Source organism: Curtobacterium sp. NPDC088465 (genome assembly GCF_044753165.1).
In the GTDB taxonomy this organism is placed as follows: Bacteria; Actinomycetota; Actinomycetes; order Actinomycetales; family Microbacteriaceae; genus Curtobacterium.
Map to the genome: position 1 here is coordinate 50861 of NZ_JBIVMR010000006.1, position 18192 is coordinate 69052.

The window sequence follows — 18192 nt, forward strand, 5'->3', positions numbered from 1 at the left end:
GCGCCCGCCGCCCGCGGCTCAGAGCCGGCCGGCCGCCTTCGCGCGGATGTACGCGTCGGCGACGGCCGGTGGCACGGCCCCGGGCCCACCGCGCACGACCTCGGCGCCGGCCCGGCGTGCGACGTCCCCGACGCCGTCCGCGTCGAGCAGGGTCCGTTCCGCGGCCGCTCGTCGGTAGACGTCGCGCTCGGCACCGGACCCGGCCAGGAGGCGCGACACCCGTCCGTCCCGCTGCTCCGGCGTCCCGTGACCGGCTTCGGCGACCCCGCTCGCCATCCGCTCGACGGCCGGGTCCGCGATGCTCGTGACGACGACGGCGTGCCGTCGCGCGAGCCGGGGGAGCACCGCGAGCAGGTCGGCCGAGGCGCCGACGGAGTCCAGGCTCGACAGGAGCACGACGAACGAACGTGAGGTCGTCACGGCGTCGACGGCTGCCGGGACCGCCGACCAGGCCGTCGCCGCGAGGCCCGGCTCGGCGAGTGCGAGCCGTTCGCCGAAGCGTCGCACCACGTCGGTCCGCGTCGCACCGTGCACCCGGTCGCGGACGGTGTCGTCGAGCACGACCAGCTCGACCCGGTCGCCGGCAGCCGTCGCGAGCGCGCCGAGCAGCAGCGCGGACTCGATGAACGTGTCGAGCCGCGGCTCGTCGTCGACGCGTCCGGCGCCGGCACGACCGGCATCGACGACGATGACGACGCGGCGGTCACGCTCCGGTCGCCACGTCCGGACGACCAGGTCCTGCCGCCGGGCGGTCGCGCGCCAGTCGATCGACCGCACGTCGTCGCCGCGCACGTAGTCGCGCAGGGAGTCGAACTCCGTCCCGTGACCCCGCAGTTGCAGGGTGGTCTCACCGTCGAGTTCGCGGAGCCGGGCGAGCCGGGAGGGCAGGTGCCGACGCGACCGGAAGGGCGGCGTGACCACCAGCGAACCGGGCGCGTCCAGGACGGCCTGCCGGGCGGCGAGGCCGAGCGGGCCGAAGGACCGGACGGCGACCCCGGCGCTGGTGCGACGGCCGCGACGGAAGGGCGTGAAGCGCACCCGGGCGGTCCGGCGTTCCCCGGCGGGCACCGTCGAGCGGATCCGGTGCGGCCCGTGGCCGGCGGAGGGCTCCCACATGTCCCGGACGACCGCGCGCAGCGGCCGACGTCCGTCGTTCGCCAGGACGAGCGTGCCGTCGGCGGTGCTGCCGCGTCGGACCAGCTGCGGCATCCGTCGCTCGACGCGGACCGAGCCCGGATCGGCGGCGAGCAGGACGTCGAGCCCGGCGGCGAGCACCACGACGGCCGCCCACGCCACGCCGCCCCAGGCGCTGCCGAGCAGCACCGTGGGGACGATCGCGACCGCCAGGAGCGCGACGAAGCGACCGGAGACGGCCACTAGAAGGGCACCCGGACCTGCTCGACGACCTGCTGCAGCACCCCGTCCGCCCCGACGCCCTCGAGCTCGGCGTCCGCGGCCACGCGCAGACGGTGCCGCCAGACCGGCAGGAGCATCGCCTGCACGTGGTCCGGCGTGATCGCGTCGTAGCCGGTGAGCCACGCCCACGCCTTCGCGGCGGCGAGGAGCGCCGTCGCACCGCGGGGGCTCACGCCGATGCGGACGGACGGCGCCTGCCGGGTGGCGCGGGCGAGGTCGACCACGTACGCCAGGACGTCGTCGCGCGCCCCCACCGCGCGGACGGCCCGCTGCGCCGCGAGGACCTCGTCGACGCCGAGCACCGGCCGGACCCCGGCGGACCGGACGTCCCGCGGGACGAAGCCGTCCGCGTGCCGACGGAGCACCTGCCACTCGACGTCCCGGGGCGGCACGTCGAGCGTGAGCTTCATCAGGAAGCGGTCGAGCTGCGCCTCCGGCAGCGTGTAGGTCCCCTCGAACTCGATGGGGTTCATCGTCGCGGCGACGAAGAACGGGTCGGGCAGCGGCCGCGCGGCGCCGTCCACGCTGACCTGGCGTTCCTCCATCGCCTCGAGCAGTGCGGACTGCGTCTTCGGCGGCGTGCGGTTCACCTCGTCGGCGAGCAGCACGTTCGTGAAGACCGGGCCCTCGCGGAACGGGAAGGTGCCGGTCGACGCGTCGAACACGAGCGAGCCCGTGACGTCCCCGGGCATCAGGTCCGGGGTGAACTGGATGCGCTTCGTGTCGAGCGACATGGCCGCTGCGAGGCTGCGCACCAGCAGCGTCTTCGCGACGCCGGGGACGCCCTCGAGCAGGACGTGGCCCTGCGCGAGGATGCCGACGATCATCCCGGACACGGCGCCCTCCTGGCCGACGACGGCCTTGCCCACCTCGGCGCGGAGCCGGCCGAAGGCGTCCCGGAGCGCGTCGGTGCCGCCGGTCGGGCGTGCCGTGGCGTCCGGTTCCGTGGCGGGCGGCGTCCTGGTGGTGGGCGCAGCGTCGGTCCGGGTCGTGCCGTTCGGTTCCTGGGCGGGTGACGGATCGGTCACGGTCGTGCTCCTCGTCGGTTGCGGTGGGGCGTTCGGGGGGTGGAGGTCTGCGGGACGGGGGCGCCGGTCGCCGCGCGGACGGCACGCTCGAGCTCGTCGAGGGCCGCTGCGCCGTCGCGGAGCGCACGGTCGTCGGTCGTCCGGCCGCCCACCAGGACGGCACCGACGGCGGGGTCGGGACGACCGGTCGCGCGGGCCGCGGCACGGACGACCTCGTCGACGTGCGCACCGCGGGGGAGCCCGAGGCGGTGCCCGACCCGTCGGAGCGCTGCGAGCCGCAGGGTGTCCAGCGCGTGCGTGCGGTCCCGGGTCCTGGCGTAGAGGCGTGCGCGCCCCTCGGTGGTCTCGGAGGCGCGGACGACCACGGGCATCCGTTCCACGACGAGGGGCCCGAGCCGGCGACCGCGCCAGACGCCGGCCGCGACCGCGACGAGGCCGAGCAGCAGCAGGGCGCCGGGCACCCACGGCGGCGCGAGCGAGCCGATCGTCGGCGCGGCGTCGGCCGACGTCCGGGTCGGCGTGTACCAGACGAGCCGGTCACCGGAACCGAGCAGGTCGAGTGCGAAGGCGGCGTTGCCCGCGGTCGTGATCGTGTCGTTCCGCAGCGCCCCCGTCGTGCCGACCAGGGTGACGTCGCCGCCGGGCGTGGCGGTCCGGACGATGCCGGCGACGCGGTCGTCCCCGCTGCCGGTCGTGGCGCAGAGGTCGGTGCCGGACGGGACGGGGCCGTCCGACGGCGGGCGGTAGCCCTGGCCGCTCGTGGTGATGCGCTCGGCGGCGGCGACGGCCGGGACGGCGCACCCGGTGGTCGCGACGGTGTCGTCCCCGAGCACGGGGCCGGCGGCGACCACGTCGAGGCCCAGGGCGTCGAGTGCGGCCTGGTCCGTGGTGACCAGGACGACGTGCTCGGCCGAGCGACCGAGTCGGCGGGCGACCCCGGCGTCGAGGGCGCCGGCGGAGTCGTCGACCAGGACCGTCGCATCGCGGAGTGCGTCGCCGTCGAGGCCGTCCACGCGGTCGACCACGTCGACCCGGGTGCCCTGCTGTTCGAGCACCCGGACGAGCGCCCGCGCACCGCTCGCCGTCGTCGAGGTCGGGTCGAGCGGCTCGCGGGACGGGTCGGTGGAGGACTGCACCGCCGCGGTGAGCCCGGCGAGCAGCAGGCCGACGAGCACGATGACGACCCAGAAGGCGACGCGACCGAGCCTGCCCGGGGCGCGGACGACGCGGGTCGCGGTCGCGGCGGCGCTCACGTCGACACCGCCGGTGCGACCGCGGGTCGGGCACCGCGGACCGTCGCCTCGGTGTCGATGACCGAGCGTGCCGTGGCCTCGTCGGCCTCGGTGCCGAGGTACCGGACGTCGTCGAAGGCGCGCGCTGCCCGGTCGATCCGGTCCGCGTGGTCGGGGAACCACGGTGCCGCGCGGCCGGCGACGGCCCGTGCCGTGGCGCCGGGGACCTCGCGCACGAGGTCGCGTTCGGCGAGTCCGCGCGCGACGGCGCGGTACCCGTCGAGGACCGCGGCGGACCAGTCGCCCGCGCGCAGGGCGGAGCGGGCGGCGTCGCCGAGCTCGCGGGCGGACCGGACGTCGTCGGCGTCGAAGACGCTCCCGTCGTCGGACCGCGCGGTGCGGGCCCGGCGACGGGGGAGACCGCGGGCGACGACCACGAGCACGACGACCGCCACGAGCACGACGACCGCGATCCAGAGCACGGACTGCCCGAGGACGGGGGAGTCCAGCCCGCCGCCCGGGCGGAAGGACCCGAGCCACTCGAGCACGTGGCGCGAGGCCCGGTCCCACCAGGTCGCGCGCGCACCGTCGTAGTCGGCTCGCTCGAGCTCGCGTTCGAGCAGTCGACGTGCCTCGTCCGGACCGAGCGTCACGAGCCGCCCGGCCACGGTTGCCCCGGCCACTGCTGCGACGGCTGCTGTGGGCCGGGCCACTGCTGCGTCGACGGCTGACCCGGCCAGGGCTGTCCGGGGCCCTGCTGTCCGGGCCAGGGCTGTCCGGGGCCCTGCTGACCGGGCCACGGCGGGCGGGCGACGGCGGGCGCCGGTGCGAACGGGTCCGACGGCTCCCCGGTGTCCAGGTGCGCGGCGATCCGCTGGTCGAGCGCCTCGGTGCGGATGCGGCGGTCGAGGGCGAGGAAGGTCAGGACCGAGGCGCTGAGCACGTCGGTGACGCACTGCACGGAGATGGACAGCAGCGCACCGAGCACGATGGCCACGACGGCCCCGACGCCCACACCGGCGGCCGCGCCCGTCTGCCCGAGCGGGTCGAAGGCGCCGATGGCCAGGACCGTGCCGAACGTGAGCGGGATCGACGCGATCGACCCCGCGATCCCGAATGCGACCTGGACGAGCAGGACGATGCCGAAGGTGCGCCAGAACGCCCCGCGGGTGAGTCGCCACGACTGCGCCGCTGCCGAGAAGACGCCCCGGCCCTCGAGGGCGATCGTGGGGACGGTGAACGCGAACCTCGTCGCCAGCCAGGCGACCACGACGAGTGCGCCGAGGGCGAGCAGGAAGAACGCGCCGATGAAGCCGCCGATGCCGGAGCGACCCGCGACCAGACCGGCCGCGATGCCGACCACGAGTCCGCCGAACACCGCGCCGAGGACCAGGCCCGCGGCGAGCTGCAGCAGGATCCACGCGAGGACCGGCCACCGCCGACCGGCGAGGAGCGCCCAGAGGCCGCGGAAGCTCGCGCGGCGCCCGAGCACGCGCTGCCCGGTGTCCGCCGCGACCGGCGCGACGAGGAAGGCCCGGCCCAGGTAGGCCAGGAAGGGCAGCCCGACCGAGAGCACGAGGAAGAGGGTCACGGACCCGGCGACGACGTCCCCCGCGCCGCTCCCGCCGGCCTCGACCGCCGACGACATGCGCGCCTGCAGCGACTGCTGCCCGAAGGTGCTCGCCAGCGTCGCGAGGAGCCCGAGCACACCGCTGAGCAGCAGGCTCCAGAGGAGCAGGACGCGCGCGTTCCGCCGGAACACCGTGAACGCCCCCGCGAGCACGTCGCCCAGGCCGAGCGGACGGAGCGGGACGACCGGGCGCTGCGCCGGCGGTCGCTGCGGACCGGGACCGGGACGCCCGGGGCCGGCGTGCTGCTGCCAGCCCTGCTGGGCCGGCCACGGCTGCTGCCCCGACCACCCGGCGGACGACGGCTGCCCTGCGGGGTGGGACGGGCCTCCCGTCCGGTCCTCGCCCCCACCGGATCCCGGAACCTGCCAGTCGGCCATCGCCGCCCCCTCGTCGTGCTCGTGTCGCGCAGCGGAACGCACGACCGTGCACCCATACTGTCGCAAGATCCCGGTGCGACGGGTGCTCGGCTATCGTGACTGTGGGTGCCGGCTCTCGGCACCGCCGCCCGTCCCACGGAGTCCATGCACATGACACCGCGCATCCTCGTCGTCGACGACGACCAGGCCCTCGCCGAGATGATCGGCATCGTCCTCCGTTCCGAGGGGTACGACCCGGAGTTCAGCGCCGACGGCAACGACGCCGTCGAGACGTTCCACAGCACGAAGCCCGACCTCGTGCTGCTCGACGTCATGCTGCCGGGGATCGACGGCATCGAGGTCTGCAAGCGGATCCGCGCGGACAGCGGCACCCCGATCATCATGCTGACGGCGAAGGGCGACACCGCCGACGTCGTCGCCGGCCTCGAGAACGGTGCCGACGACTACGTCGTCAAGCCGTTCAACCCGAAGGAGCTCGTCGCGCGCATCAAGACGCGGCTGCGGCCGACGGCGGGGGACGCGTCGGTGCTGCACGCGGGCGACCTGACCGTCGACGTCGCCGCGCACGAGGTCCGTCGCGGCGACACGGTGATCGCGCTCACCCCGCTCGAGTTCGACCTGCTCCGCGCGCTCGCCGAGAAGCCGAACCAGGTCTTCACCCGCGAGATGCTCCTCGACCAGGTCTGGGGCTACCACTACAAGGCGGACACCCGGCTCGTGAACGTCCACGTGCAGCGGCTCCGCGCGAAGATCGAGCACGACCCGGACAACCCGAAGATCGTCACCACCGTCCGCGGTGTCGGCTACCGGGCCGGAGGAGCCTGAGCACCGTGCCGTCGGCGTCGTCCGGTACCGCGGCGGGCGGGGGCGCACCGCGGGCCGGCCGCGGGTTCCCCGGTCGCGCCGCCCGTGTGCGGCGTCGGCTCCGCCGCTGGCTCCGTCGCGGGTGGTACGCGGTCGCCTGGCTGTGGCGCCGGTCGCTCATGGTGCGCAGCGTCGCGATCACCGTCGCGACGACCGGCCTCGCGGTCGCCGTCATCGGCACCGCGGTCATGATCAGCATCTCGAACAACGTCTACGCGCAGCGCCGCGACCAGATCGAGTCCGAGTCGGCCCGGGCGACGATCGTCGCGCAGGGCATCTTCGACGCGGCGACCGCGGCCGAGGACAACAACCAGACCGAGCTGGAGACCCTGCAGAGCGAGGCGCAGCAGGCGATCCTCTCGAACACGACGAGCCCGGGCGGCACGAGCATCGCCATCGAGCGGACGCCCGGCCAGTCGACGCCCCAGACGCTGCAGAACCTCGCGAGCCAGGGCTTCCCGGACGCCGTGATCACCGACGCCCTGCGCCGCGAGGTCGGGAAGGACACCGGGCGACTGAGCCTGCAGCCCGTGCAGCTCGACGACGGCGGCCGCCGCGAGCCGGGCCTGGCCGTCGGGTCCGTCCTGCAGGTCCCGAGCGCCGGACAGTACGAGCTCTACATCGTGTACGACCTGTCCGACGCGCAGCAGACCCTCGACTTCGTGTCACAGACGCTGTCGGTCGGCGGCGTCGCACTGATCGTCCTCATCGCGCTCGTCACCTCGCTCGTGGTGCGGCTCGTCGTCGTGCCGATCCGCGGTGCCGCGGAGACGAGTCGCAAGATCGCCGCCGGTCGGCTCGACGAGCGCATCCCGGTCCGGGGTCACGACGACATCGCGATCCTCGCGCGCAGCTTCAACGACATGGCCGACGCGGTCAGCCGGCAGATCACCCAGCTCGCCGAGCTCTCCCGCGTGCAGCAGCGCTTCGTGTCCGACGTCTCCCACGAGCTCCGCACGCCGTTGACCACGATCCGGCTCGCGGGCGACATGCTCTACGACTCGCGGCACGCCTTCGAGCCGTCGGTGAGCCGGTCCGCCGAGCTCCTGCACGCACAGGTCGAGCGCTTCGAGCTGCTGCTGGCCGACCTGCTCGAGATCTCCCGCTACGACGCCCAGGCGGTGCAGCTCGACACCGAACCCGTCGTGCCCGCCGCGCTCGCCGCCGACATCGTCGAGGAGTTCCGCCCGCTCGCCGACCGTGCCGGCGTCGACCTGCAGCTCGTCACCCCCGGCGGCCACACCACGATGCAGCTCGACGCGAAGCGCATCCGGCGGATCCTGCGGAACCTGGTCGGCAACGCGGTCGAGCACGGCGACGCGAAGCCCGTCCAGGTCGTCGTCGACAGCGACTCCCGGTCCGTGGCGATCGCGGTCCGTGACCAGGGCGTCGGGATGCCACCGGAGGACGCAGCGCGGGTGTTCGACCGCTTCTGGCGCGCCGACCCGAGCCGCAAGCGCACCATCGGCGGCACCGGCCTCGGTCTCGCGATCTCCCTCGGGGACGCGAACCTGCACGGCGGTCGGATCGACGTGTGGTCGCGCCCCGGCGAGGGCTCGACGTTCGTGCTGACCCTGCCGCGTGGCGAGTCGCTCGGCACCGCGACCTCCGCCATCCCGCTGCCCGAACTCGACGAGACCTACGACGGCCCCCGCGCCGTCCGGGGGGAGGACTGATGCGCGCACGACTCCGGACCCTGGTGGTGGTGACGCTCGCGGCGCTCTCCGTGGTCGCCCTCTCGGCGTGCGCGGCGATCCCGACGGGTGGCGGCGTGCGTACCGGGCAGTCGGTGAAGGACGAGGCGATCTCCGGCTTCGAGCTCCGCCCGGACCGACCGGTCGCGGGCATGGACCAGACCGCGATCCTGCGCGGCTTCGTCGCCGCCGGCACCGGCGCGCAGGACGACTACGGCACCGCCCGCGAGTTCCTCGCCACGGGGTTCGCCGAGAAGTGGAACCCGCGCCGCGGCGTCACCGTCCTGCAGGGCAGCGGCGCGATCGAGCGGGTCGCCGACCGCGAGCTCACCTACACGCTGACCGCCAGTGCGACCGTCGACGCCGACGGCGAGTACACCCAGGCGGTCCGGCCGACGACGTCGACCCTGACGTTCCAGTTCGTCCGCGAGGACGGGGAGTGGCGGATCGCCTACGCCCCGGACGGGATCATCCTCACGCCGGTGAGCTTCGAGTCGCAGTTCCAGCAGCACGCGCTCTACTTCTTCGACCCGACGTACCGCTACCTGGTGCCCGACGAACGGTGGTTCCTCGCCCGGTCGTCCACGAGCACCCGCATCGCCAGTGCGCTGCTGGCCGGGCCGTCCGACTGGCTCAAGGGCGCCGTCGTGTCGGCCTTCCCGGAGGGGACGCAGCTCTCGCTCAACGCGGTCACGATCGAGAACGGCTCCGCGCTCGTCGACCTGTCGCGCGACGCCCTCGGTTCGAGCGGCGAGGACAAGGCGCGCATGCGCGAGCAGCTGACCCGCTCGCTCGCGTCGGTCGCCTCGGTGTCGTCCGTCTCGATCACCATCGAGGGGGCGACCTTCGCCGAGCCGGAGCAGCAGGACGCGACGGCGCGTCTCAACCCCGACGTCGACCCGCGACCGCTCGTCGACCGCGACGACGAGGTCGGGTACGCGACGGGCAACGGTCGGGTCGCGGCCCTCGGCGGCGACGCGAGCACGACGATCGCCTCCCTCGACCCGGAGTCGTTCTCGCTCTCCACGTCCGGCACGGTCGCCGCGGTGGGCAACGCCAGCGGCGTGGTCGTGGTCCGCGGTCGGGACGCGCTCCGCATCGACGCGACCGACGGACTGGTCCCGCCGACGCTCGACGACCTCGGCTTCGTCTGGGTCGGCAGCGGTGACGACACGAGCCGGGTGACGGCGTACGGGCTGGGTGGCGACCCGCACGAGGTCGCCACGACGCTGCCACGCGGTCGGCTCGTCTCGTTCCAGGTCTCCCGCGACTCCACACGTGCGCTCGCCCTCATCGAGACGGGCGACGGGCCCGCCCTGTACGTGATGGCGATCGTCCGCGGCAGCGACCGCACGCCGACGGGCCTCGGCTCGCCGGTGCGCGTGCAGGCGACCACGGGTGACGCCGTCGGTGCGGCCTGGGTGAACGACAGCGACGTCGTGTCGGTCGGGCAGACGGAGGCCGGCCCCGAGGTCGTCCGGTCGACGGTCGGCGGCCAGTCGACGACGTTGCCGAAGCCGGACGGGACGGCGTCCTCGGTGGCGGGCGGCAGCGGCGGATCGGTCCTGCTGCGCATGGCGGACGGCACGGTCCTGCAGTCCACCGGCGGCCGCTGGGACACCACGGGGGTCACCGCGGACGTCCTCGGTACCCAGCGCTGACGCGGCACGCGCCGCTCCTGCGGCGCGGCCGCCCCTGCACGCGCGGCGCGGCCGCCCCTGCACGCGCGGCGCGGCCGTTCCTGCACACGCGGCGCGGCCTGGAGGCTCGTCCACCGTCCGCCGCGACGGCCCACCTCGGCGGTGTGCCGGGCGCCACGATCGACCCGTGTCCAGGACCGACCCGCGCCGCCGGCGCACCCGCGCTGCCGGCGCCCCTCCCACCGCCCCTGCCACCGCACCGTCTGCCTGGTCGGACGCCGTCGCCGCGGTGCTCGGACTCGTGCTCCCCGTGGCCTGCGTCGGGTGCGGTGCGCCGGACCGGGCGGTCTGCCGGCCCTGCCGTGACGCACTCGACGCCGAGCCGCAGCGACGCCGGCTGGTCGCGGGTGTCCGACTCGACGCGGCCTTCGCCTACCGGGACACCGTGCGGGCTCTCGTCCTCGAGCTGAAGCTCCGTGGCCGGACGGACCTCGTGCCGGTGCTCGCGCCACGGTTCTGCGCGCTCGTCGACCGGGCCCTGGCCGACGTCCCGGGAGCGCTGCTCGTCCGTGTGCCGCCGTCGCCTGCCGGGGCGCGGCGACGGGGGTTCGACCCGGTCGTCCTGCTGCTCCGCCGCGCGGGTGCTGCGCGTGGGCGGCCCCGTCGCGCGCCGCGCCGGGCGCTCCGGCGAGTCCGGGGGCGGGTCCCCGCGGACCGGCCCGGCTCCCGGGCCACGAAGCGCGTCGCGCACGGCCAGAAGGAGCGGACGGCACTCGAACGGGTCGAGGCGACGGTGGGCACGCTCCGTGCGGCGCACGTCGCGGGTCGGGACGTCGTGGTGGTCGACGACGTGGTCACGACCGGCGTCACCATGGCCGAGGCGGTCCGCGCGGTCCGTGCGGCCGGGGGTCGCGTGGTGCGGTGCGTCGCGCTCGCCGAGGTCGAGGAGTGACCTCTCGGGCCGCACCAGGACGGTTCGTGCACCGGCCCCGCGGGTGCGGCGGCTGGTCGGCCGGGTGGACGCCGGGTGGCCGCCCGGCGACGCCTGAGCGTCCGGTGGGTGTCCGGCGCGACCCGCCGGCGGGTGGTGACGCCGCTCGGGCCGGGGGTCTAGCCTCGCGGCAAGGCGTTCAGGATCGCCGGATGGAGGCGACGCGCCGAAGTACGGATGGGAGCCGCCACATGGACGTGACGATCACGGGCCGGAACGTCGGGGTCACCGATCGATTCCGCACCTACGTGGAACAGAAGTCCGAGAAGATCGACGTGCTCGCCGACCGCGCCCTCGCCTTCGAGGTGCGCCTCAGCCGCCACAACGAGAAGGCCGGCGGCGCCCAGGGCGAGGACCGCGTCGAACTCACCCTGATCGGCCCCGGGCCCCTCGTGCGGGCCGAGTCCGCCGCCTCGGACAAGTACGCGGCGTTCGACCTCGCCTTCGCCCGCATCACCGAGCGCCTGCGTCGGGCACGTGACCGCCGCAAGGTGCACCGCGGTCGCCACCGCCCGACCTCCGTGGCCGAGGCCGCCGGCACCGGGTTCGAGCACATGGATGTCACGCCGGCCGACGGGCGGCTCATCGAGACCGTCGCGACCGGTGCCGTCGCCGTGGTCGAGGAGTCGCACGACGAGGACGTCGAGCCGTACTCGCCCGTGGTCATCCGGCAGAAGGTCTTCACCGAGGCCCCGATGACCCTCGACGACGCGCTCTACCGCATGGAGCTGGTCGGGCACGACTTCTACCTCTTCGTCGACGCCGAGACCCGGCGTCCGAGCGTCGTCTACCGCCGCAAGGGCTGGGACTACGGCGTGATCGGCATCGACGACGGGAGCGCGGACGGCAGCACCGCCGACGCGGACGCCGCCGGGTCAGCGGCCGTCGCGTAGCGCACCGTCGCCATCCAGCGGGTGCGTGCGGTCCTCGTCGGACCGTTCGCACCCGCTGCCCTCGTCGGCCGTCCCTGCTCGGTGCACCGCCCGTCTCCCAGCGCAGCGCTCCGGCGGGTTGCTAGCATGACTGGCTGTTCGGATCGCGCAGGTCGCGCGCGACGACCCCGTAAGGAGCTCACGTGGCAAACGTGCTGGAGAAGGTCCTCCGCATCGGCGAAGGACGGACCCTCCGACGGCTGAAGGCGTACGCCTCGGCCATCAACGACCTCGAGGACGACTTCGCGAGCCTCACCGACGAGGAGCTCCAGGACGAGACGAAGGAGCTCCGCGAGCGGTACGCCAACGGGGAGTCCCTCGACGACCTCCTGCCGGAGGCGTTCGCCGCCGTGCGCGAGGCAGCCAAGCGCACCCTCGGCATGCGGCACTTCGACGTGCAGCTCATGGGCGGCGCGGCCCTGCACCTCGGCAACATCGCCGAGATGAAGACCGGTGAGGGCAAGACCCTCGTCGCGACGACCGCCGCCTACCTCAACGCGATCCCGTCGCGCGGCGTGCACGTCATCACGGTCAACGACTTCCTCGCGTCGTACCAGTCCGAGATCATGGGGCGCGTCTTCCGTGCGCTCGGCATGACCACCGGCTGCATCATCGCGAACCAGTCGCCGGCCGAGCGCCGCGAGCAGTACGCGGCCGACATCACCTACGGCACGAACAACGAGTTCGGCTTCGACTACCTGCGCGACAACATGGCGTGGCAGGCCTCCGACATGGTGCAGCGCGGCCACTACTTCGCGATCGTGGACGAGGTCGACTCGATCCTCATCGACGAGGCCCGCACGCCGCTCATCATCTCGGGGCCGTCCTCGGGCGAGGCGAACCGCTGGTTCACCGAGTTCGCGTCGATCGCCACCCGCCTGATCCCGGGCGAGGACTACGAGGTCGACGAGAAGAAGCGCACGGTCGGCGTGCTCGAGCCCGGCATCGAGAAGGTCGAGGACTACCTCGGCATCGACAACCTGTACGAGTCGGCGAACACCCCGCTCATCTCCTTCCTGAACAACTCGATCAAGGCCGTGGCCCTGTTCAAGAAGGACAAGGACTACGTCGTGATGAACGGCGAGGTGCTCATCGTCGACGAGCACACCGGTCGCATCCTCATGGGCCGGCGCTACAACGAGGGCATCCACCAGGCGATCGAGGCGAAGGAGGGCGTCGAGGTCAAGGCCGAGAACCAGACCCTCGCGACCGTCACGCTGCAGAACTACTTCCGCCTGTACCAGAAGCTCTCCGGCATGACCGGTACCGCCGAGACCGAGGCGGCCGAGTTCATGTCGACCTACAAGCTCGGCGTGGTCCCCATCCCGACGAACAAGCCGATGCAGCGCATCGACCAGACCGACCTCGTCTACAAGAACGAGAAGGCGAAGTTCGAGCAGGTCGCCGTCGACATCGCCGAGCGCCACGAGAAGGGCCAGCCGGTCCTCGTGGGCACCACGAGCGTCGAGAAGTCCGAGTACCTGTCGAAGCTCCTCGCGAAGAAGGGCGTCAAGCACGAGGTCCTCAACGCGAAGAACCACGCCCGCGAAGCCGCGATCGTCGCGCAGGCCGGTCGACTCGGGGCCGTCACGGTCGCCACGAACATGGCCGGCCGCGGTACCGACATCATGCTCGGCGGCAACTCCGAGTTCCTGGCCGTGCAGGAGATGCACGCCAAGGGCCTGTCCCCGACGGAGACGCCGGAGGAGTACGAGGCCGCCTGGGACGACGTCTTCGCCCGCGTCAAGGCCGAGATCAAGGAAGAGGCCGACAAGGTCCGCGACGCCGGCGGTCTGTACGTCCTCGGTACGGAGCGCCACGAGTCGCGCCGCATCGACAACCAGCTCCGAGGTCGTTCCGGTCGTCAGGGCGACCCGGGCGAGAGCCGCTTCTACCTGTCGCTGACCGACGACCTGATGCGCCTGTTCAACTCCGGTGCGGCCGAGAGCCTGATGGGCCGCTCGAACGTGCCGGACGACATGGCGATCGAGAACAAGCTGGTCAGCCGGGCGATCCGGTCCGCCCAGGCGCAGGTCGAGGGCCGCAACGCGGAGATCCGCAAGAACGTCCTGAAGTACGACGACGTCCTGAACCGCCAGCGCGAGGCGATCTACAGCGACCGTCGTCACATCCTCGAGGGTGACGACATCAACGACCGTGCGCAGTCGTTCCTCAAGGCCGTGATCGACGACGTCATCGACACGCACACCGGCGAGGGCTCCCCGGACGACTGGGACCTCGACGCGATGTGGACCGAGCTCGGCACGCTGTACCCGATCTCGATCTCCATCGACGAGGTCATCACCGAGGCCGGTTCGAAGGGCAAGGCGACGCGCGAGTTCCTGGCACGCGAGATCCTGTCCGACGCCAAGCTCGCGTACCAGCAGCGTGAGGAGCTCCTCGGTGACGAGGCCATGCGCGAGCTCGAGCGCCGCGTCGTCCTCTCCGTGATCGACCGTCGTTGGCGGGACCACCTGTACGAGATGGACTACCTCAAGGACGGCATCGGCCTCCGCGCGATGGCACAGCGCGACCCGCTGGTCGAGTACCAGCGCGAGGGCTACGCGCTCTTCCAGAGCATGATGGGCCAGATCCGCGAGGAGTCGGTCGGGTACCTGTTCAACCTCGAGGTCCAGGTGCAGTCGGACGGCGACAACGCGGTCATCGAGGCGAAGGGGCTCGGGGAGTCCGAGGCCACCGGGCTCGAGTACTCGGCGCCGTCGATCGACGGCGAGGTCGAGGTGCGCGACGAGCGCGGACGCCTGGAGCAGGCAGCCACCGCTCGCGCGCAGCGCGCTCAGGCCGAGGCCGAGGCAGAGGCCGCCGGCCCGGAGCAGGGGTCGGCGTTCGGCAACGCGGCGACCGCCTCCGGTCAGGCCGCCGCGGGGAACCGCGCGGAGCGTCGTCAGGCCGCCAAGAAGGGCTGACGCCCCACGACGACGGACGGGAGGCGCGGTGCCGGACGGCACCGCGCCTCCCGTCCGTCGTGTCCCCGGTGCGGGATCAGAGCACCCCGACCGCGGTCGCTCGCCAACGCCCCTGCCGCAGCTCGAGCCGGAGCGCGACGGCACGCGCGTGGCTGCGCGTGTGCACCACCACGGCTGCCTCCGCGACGCCGGGCGCCGGCTCGCAGACCCGGACGCTCCCGACCTGGAGGATCGGGCGGGCGCGGGACCGTCTCCCGATCGACCGCGCTCGAGCGCCGAGGGCGGCACGCTGCAGCAGGTGCCGCTGCACGTCCTCGGTGATCCAGCGCGCGATGCTGTCGACCTCGCGCCCACCGGTCAGGACCTCGACGACGCACAGCCCGAGTGCCCGCGCCGTGTCGGCGACGTCCGGTGTCGCCGTCGTGGTCGTGGTCCCGGACGACGTCCCGGCCTCGGCGCCGTCCGCGACGTCGGGGTGGCCCCTGCCCGCCGCCACGAGCTCCCGGTGCTCGGACTCGCTCCTCGGTGTCGTCCCGGTCACCGGGGCGAGCGTCCGCGGTACCGGTCCGCTCTGGTCGTCCGCCGTGATCGGACGCGCTTCTCCTGCCGCCATGTCCCCTCCGGTCCCGAGCGTACGGACGAATGGCGCATGTGAAATACCGACGTCATCGTGCTTGTGGAGGGGCGTCGTTCTCCACAGACGGGCGCACCTAGACTTGCCGGGTGTCGACCCTCAGTGATCTCGTCCTCGCGCAAGGCCGGTCCTCGGAAGCGGACGTGGAGTGGCTCCACCTGCTCGTGGGGGACTGGCAGCTCCTCGCCGACCTCTCCTTCGCGGACATGGTGCTGTGGGTGCCGACGGCCGTGGACGGCTCGTTCATGGCCGTGGCGCACGCGCGTCCGAGCTCGGCGGCGACCCTGTTCTACCGCGACATCGTCGGGCAGGAGATGCGTGAGGAGTGGCGCGACCAGGTCACCCAGTGCTTCGCGAGTGCCACGGTCGTCGACTCGGCCGAGCCGGACTGGTACGAGGACACGCCGACCCGGGTGCGTGCGATCCCCGTGCTCCGCCGGCTGACGACGAACAGCACCGAGACGACCGACCGTCCGATCGCGGTGGTCACCCGGCACTCGAACCAGGACGAGATGCGGACGCCGAGCCGCCAGGAGCTGAACTTCACCGCGAGCGCGAACGACCTGTTCGGCATGATCGCGACCGGTGACTTCCCGGACCTCGGGGCGCCGGCTGGTCCGCGCCGTGGTGCGCCCCGCGCGAGCGACGGTCTGCTCCGCCTCGACACGAACGGCACCGTGACCTTCGCGAGCCCGAACGGCCTGAGCGCGTTCAACCGCATGGGCTTCGAGGGGGAGCTCGAGCGGAAGTCCCTCGCCGAGGTGACCACCGAGCTCATCGGCTCGAAGCTCGACGTGGACGAGTCCCTCCCGCTCGTCGTGACCGGTCGTGCGCCGTGGCGCGCCGACGTCGAGGCGAAGGGCGTGACGGTGTCACTCCGGTCGATCCCGCTGCGTGACCACGGGGAGCGCATCGGCGCCATCGTGCTCTGCCGCGACGTCACCGAGCTGCGGCACCAGGAGCGTGAGCTCATCACCAAGGACGCGACGATCCGTGAGATCCACCACCGGGTGAAGAACAACCTGCAGACGGTCGCGTCGCTGCTGCGGATCCAGGCCCGACGGACCCACTCCGACGAGGCCCGCACGTCACTGCAGAACGCGATGCGCCGTGTCGCCGCGATCGCCGTCGTGCACGACACCCTGTCGACCGGTCTCAGCCAGAACGTCGACTTCGACGAGGTGTTCGACTCGGTGCTCAAGCTCGTGACCGAGGTCGCCGCGTCGCACAACACCACCGTCCGCCCGAAGAAGACCGGCGAGTTCGGCGTGCTGCCCTCCGAGGCCGCGACGCCTCTCGCGCTCGGGCTCACCGAGCTCGTCACGAACGCCGTGGAGCACGGGCTCGACGGGCGCGACGGCGAGGTCGAGATCGTCGCGAACCGCGCCGACGACCACCTCGACATCGAGGTCCGTGACAACGGTGTGGGCCTGCCCGAGGGCAAGGTCGGCTCGGGTCTCGGCACGCAGATCGTCCGCACGCTCATCCAGGGCGAGCTCGGCGGCACGATCGACTGGCACACGCTCACCGGCAGCGGGACCGAGGTCACGATCACGATCCCGTTCCGCTGGCTGACGGCCGCCGGCGCCGCCTAGGCCGACGCGTCGCGGGCGTGTTCGTGTGGCGTCCGTTGCCCGTGCACAACCGGAAGCACCTCGCGCCGCGGGTATCCGTGGTGCGAGGTGCTTCCGATTGTGCGGCCGTCCCACGGCGGAGGCGGGCGACGGCGGCGGTCCCACGGCGATCGCGGGCGGCACCGCACGCCTGCGACGCCCGCGCGCACGACGACGCCCGTCGCTCCCGGGGGAGCGACGGGCGTCGTCGTGTCAGGAGCGCTGCGTCAGGAGGCGCGGCGGGCGCGGGCAGCGCGGCGCTTCAGCGCACGACGCTCGTCCTCGCTCAGGCCGCCCCAGACACCGGAGTCCTGGTTGTTCTCGAGGGCGTACTGCAGACACATCTCGGTCACGGTGCACCGCGCGCACACCGACTTCGCCTTCTCGATCTGGTCGACGGCCGGTCCGGTGTTCCCAACGGGGAAGAAGAGCTCGGGGTCCGCGGTGAGGCAGGCTGCCTGGTCACGCCAGTCCATGTGTGGTGCTCCTTGATGTCGATGCTCGAACGGCAGGCCGGGGCCGCGGCTCGGGGATCGGAACGCTGGCATGCACAGGGCACGAGGGGAACCTGTGGGGGAGGCTTCCGCTGGGAGCGAGTCTGACGCCCGCTGGACGCTCGGGGGAGAAGCGTCGAACCGCGGGAGACGCACACCACATCGTGCCGTCCAAACGACCTCGAATATCGTTCCATACTGGGATGACCAAATCAAGGGTCCCGATGCTGGAGGCTTGCTGTGCCCGACACCACCCCGACCGCTCCGGACCACGTCCCGGGCCGCCCGCCGGCCGTCACGACCCTGCTCGTCGTGGTGGGGCTCGAGGCCCTCGCGCTCGTCGTCACGACCGTCGTGCTGCTCGTGGAGTCGATCGTCGCCCCGTCGTCGAGCATCGCCTCGGCCGTCGCGCTCACCCTGCTCTGCGCGGTCGCCGCGCTGTGGCTGGTCTCGCTGGTCGTCGGGCTGCGCAACCGTCGGGCGTGGGTCCGCGCCGGCATCCTCGTGTGGCAGGTGATGCAGGGCGCCCTGGCCATCGGTGCGTTCCAGGGCGTGTTCCGGGTCGCCTGGGTCGGCTGGGCCCTCCTGATCCCCGCGCTGCTCGGGCTCACCCTGGTGCTCTCGCGTGCCGTGACGGGGTGGCTCGTCCCGCGCGACGCTCGCGACGAGTAGCCGCGACCCCGGGACGGACGAGAGCGCGCCCCGCTCAACGGGACGTG

General features: G+C 73.2%; 15 protein-coding genes. 8 read left to right on the forward strand and 7 right to left on the reverse strand.

Going from position 1 to position 18192, the window contains the following annotated elements:
* Positions 1–18: 18 nt before the first annotated feature.
* The 5 genes from ACIP6W_RS15750 to ACIP6W_RS15770 are packed head-to-tail and all read right to left on the reverse strand — an operon-like array spanning position 19 to position 5684.
* The gene (locus ACIP6W_RS15750; protein WP_271826883.1) at positions 19–1377 is read right to left on the reverse strand and encodes a DUF58 domain-containing protein; all 1359 of its coding nucleotides are present in this window, start codon (positions 1375–1377) and stop codon (positions 19–21) included.
* Complete coding sequence (locus tag ACIP6W_RS15755) at positions 1377–2444, reverse strand: AAA family ATPase (RefSeq protein ID WP_400430397.1); 1068 nt, start codon at positions 2442–2444, stop codon at positions 1377–1379. The genes ACIP6W_RS15750 and ACIP6W_RS15755 overlap by 1 nt, the downstream gene beginning before the upstream one ends.
* The gene (locus ACIP6W_RS15760; RefSeq protein WP_400430399.1) at positions 2441–3697 is read right to left on the reverse strand and encodes a DUF4350 domain-containing protein; all 1257 of its coding nucleotides are present in this window, start codon (positions 3695–3697) and stop codon (positions 2441–2443) included. The genes ACIP6W_RS15755 and ACIP6W_RS15760 overlap by 4 nt, the downstream gene beginning before the upstream one ends.
* Positions 3694–4329 (reverse strand): DUF4129 domain-containing protein, encoded by a 636-nt coding sequence (locus ACIP6W_RS15765; RefSeq protein ID WP_144411323.1) that lies wholly within the window; start codon positions 4327–4329, stop codon positions 3694–3696. The genes ACIP6W_RS15760 and ACIP6W_RS15765 overlap by 4 nt, the downstream gene beginning before the upstream one ends.
* Positions 4326–5684, reverse strand: coding sequence for a glycerophosphoryl diester phosphodiesterase membrane domain-containing protein (locus ACIP6W_RS15770; protein ID WP_400430401.1), 1359 nt, complete (start codon positions 5682–5684; stop codon positions 4326–4328). Before ACIP6W_RS15770 ends, ACIP6W_RS15765 begins: the two co-directional genes overlap by 4 nt.
* 150 nt (positions 5685–5834) lie before the next feature.
* On the opposite strand from ACIP6W_RS15770, the gene mtrA reads away from it, so the two are divergent.
* The 6 genes from mtrA (at position 5835) to secA (ending at position 14732) form a co-directional block, all read left to right on the forward strand.
* The gene (gene mtrA, locus ACIP6W_RS15775; RefSeq protein WP_066658387.1) at positions 5835–6509 is read left to right on the forward strand and encodes an MtrAB system response regulator MtrA; all 675 of its coding nucleotides are present in this window, start codon (positions 5835–5837) and stop codon (positions 6507–6509) included.
* 5 nt (positions 6510–6514) lie between these two features.
* Positions 6515–8224, forward strand: coding sequence for an MtrAB system histidine kinase MtrB (gene mtrB, locus ACIP6W_RS15780; protein WP_235426343.1), 1710 nt, complete (start codon positions 6515–6517; stop codon positions 8222–8224).
* Positions 8224–9903, forward strand: coding sequence for an LpqB family beta-propeller domain-containing protein (locus tag ACIP6W_RS15785; protein ID WP_066654971.1), 1680 nt, complete (start codon positions 8224–8226; stop codon positions 9901–9903). Before mtrB ends, ACIP6W_RS15785 begins: the two co-directional genes overlap by 1 nt.
* 166 nt (positions 9904–10069) lie before the next feature.
* Positions 10070–10834, forward strand: a complete 765-nt coding sequence (locus tag ACIP6W_RS15790; protein ID WP_400430404.1) for a phosphoribosyltransferase family protein — start codon at positions 10070–10072, stop codon at positions 10832–10834.
* Positions 10835–11064: 230 nt separating this feature from the next.
* A complete protein-coding gene (gene hpf, locus ACIP6W_RS15795; protein ID WP_400430406.1) occupies positions 11065–11766 on the forward strand; it encodes a ribosome hibernation-promoting factor, HPF/YfiA family in 702 nt (233 codons plus the stop codon).
* Between the two features lie 182 nt (positions 11767–11948).
* A complete protein-coding gene (gene secA, locus ACIP6W_RS15800; protein WP_066654965.1) occupies positions 11949–14732 on the forward strand; it encodes a preprotein translocase subunit SecA in 2784 nt (927 codons plus the stop codon).
* Between the two features lie 76 nt (positions 14733–14808).
* On the opposite strand, the gene ACIP6W_RS15805 is transcribed toward secA, so the two are convergent.
* Positions 14809–15273, reverse strand: a complete 465-nt coding sequence (locus ACIP6W_RS15805) for an Rv3235 family protein (RefSeq protein WP_400430408.1) — start codon at positions 15271–15273, stop codon at positions 14809–14811.
* Between the two features lie 182 nt (positions 15274–15455).
* Here ACIP6W_RS15805 and ACIP6W_RS15810 point away from each other — a divergent pair, with 182 nt between their 5' ends.
* Complete coding sequence (locus tag ACIP6W_RS15810; RefSeq protein ID WP_209685230.1) at positions 15456–16961, forward strand: sensor histidine kinase; 1506 nt, start codon at positions 15456–15458, stop codon at positions 16959–16961.
* Between the two features lie 245 nt (positions 16962–17206).
* Here the strand turns inward: ACIP6W_RS15810 and ACIP6W_RS15815 are convergent, their stop codons facing one another.
* On the reverse strand, positions 17207–17455 hold the full coding sequence (locus ACIP6W_RS15815; protein WP_022904217.1) for a WhiB family transcriptional regulator: 249 nt from the start codon (positions 17453–17455) through the stop codon (positions 17207–17209).
* Positions 17456–17713: 258 nt separating this feature from the next.
* On the opposite strand from ACIP6W_RS15815, the gene ACIP6W_RS15820 reads away from it, so the two are divergent.
* The gene (locus tag ACIP6W_RS15820) at positions 17714–18145 is read left to right on the forward strand and encodes a hypothetical protein (RefSeq protein ID WP_066654959.1); all 432 of its coding nucleotides are present in this window, start codon (positions 17714–17716) and stop codon (positions 18143–18145) included.
* Positions 18146–18192 lie beyond the last annotated feature (47 nt).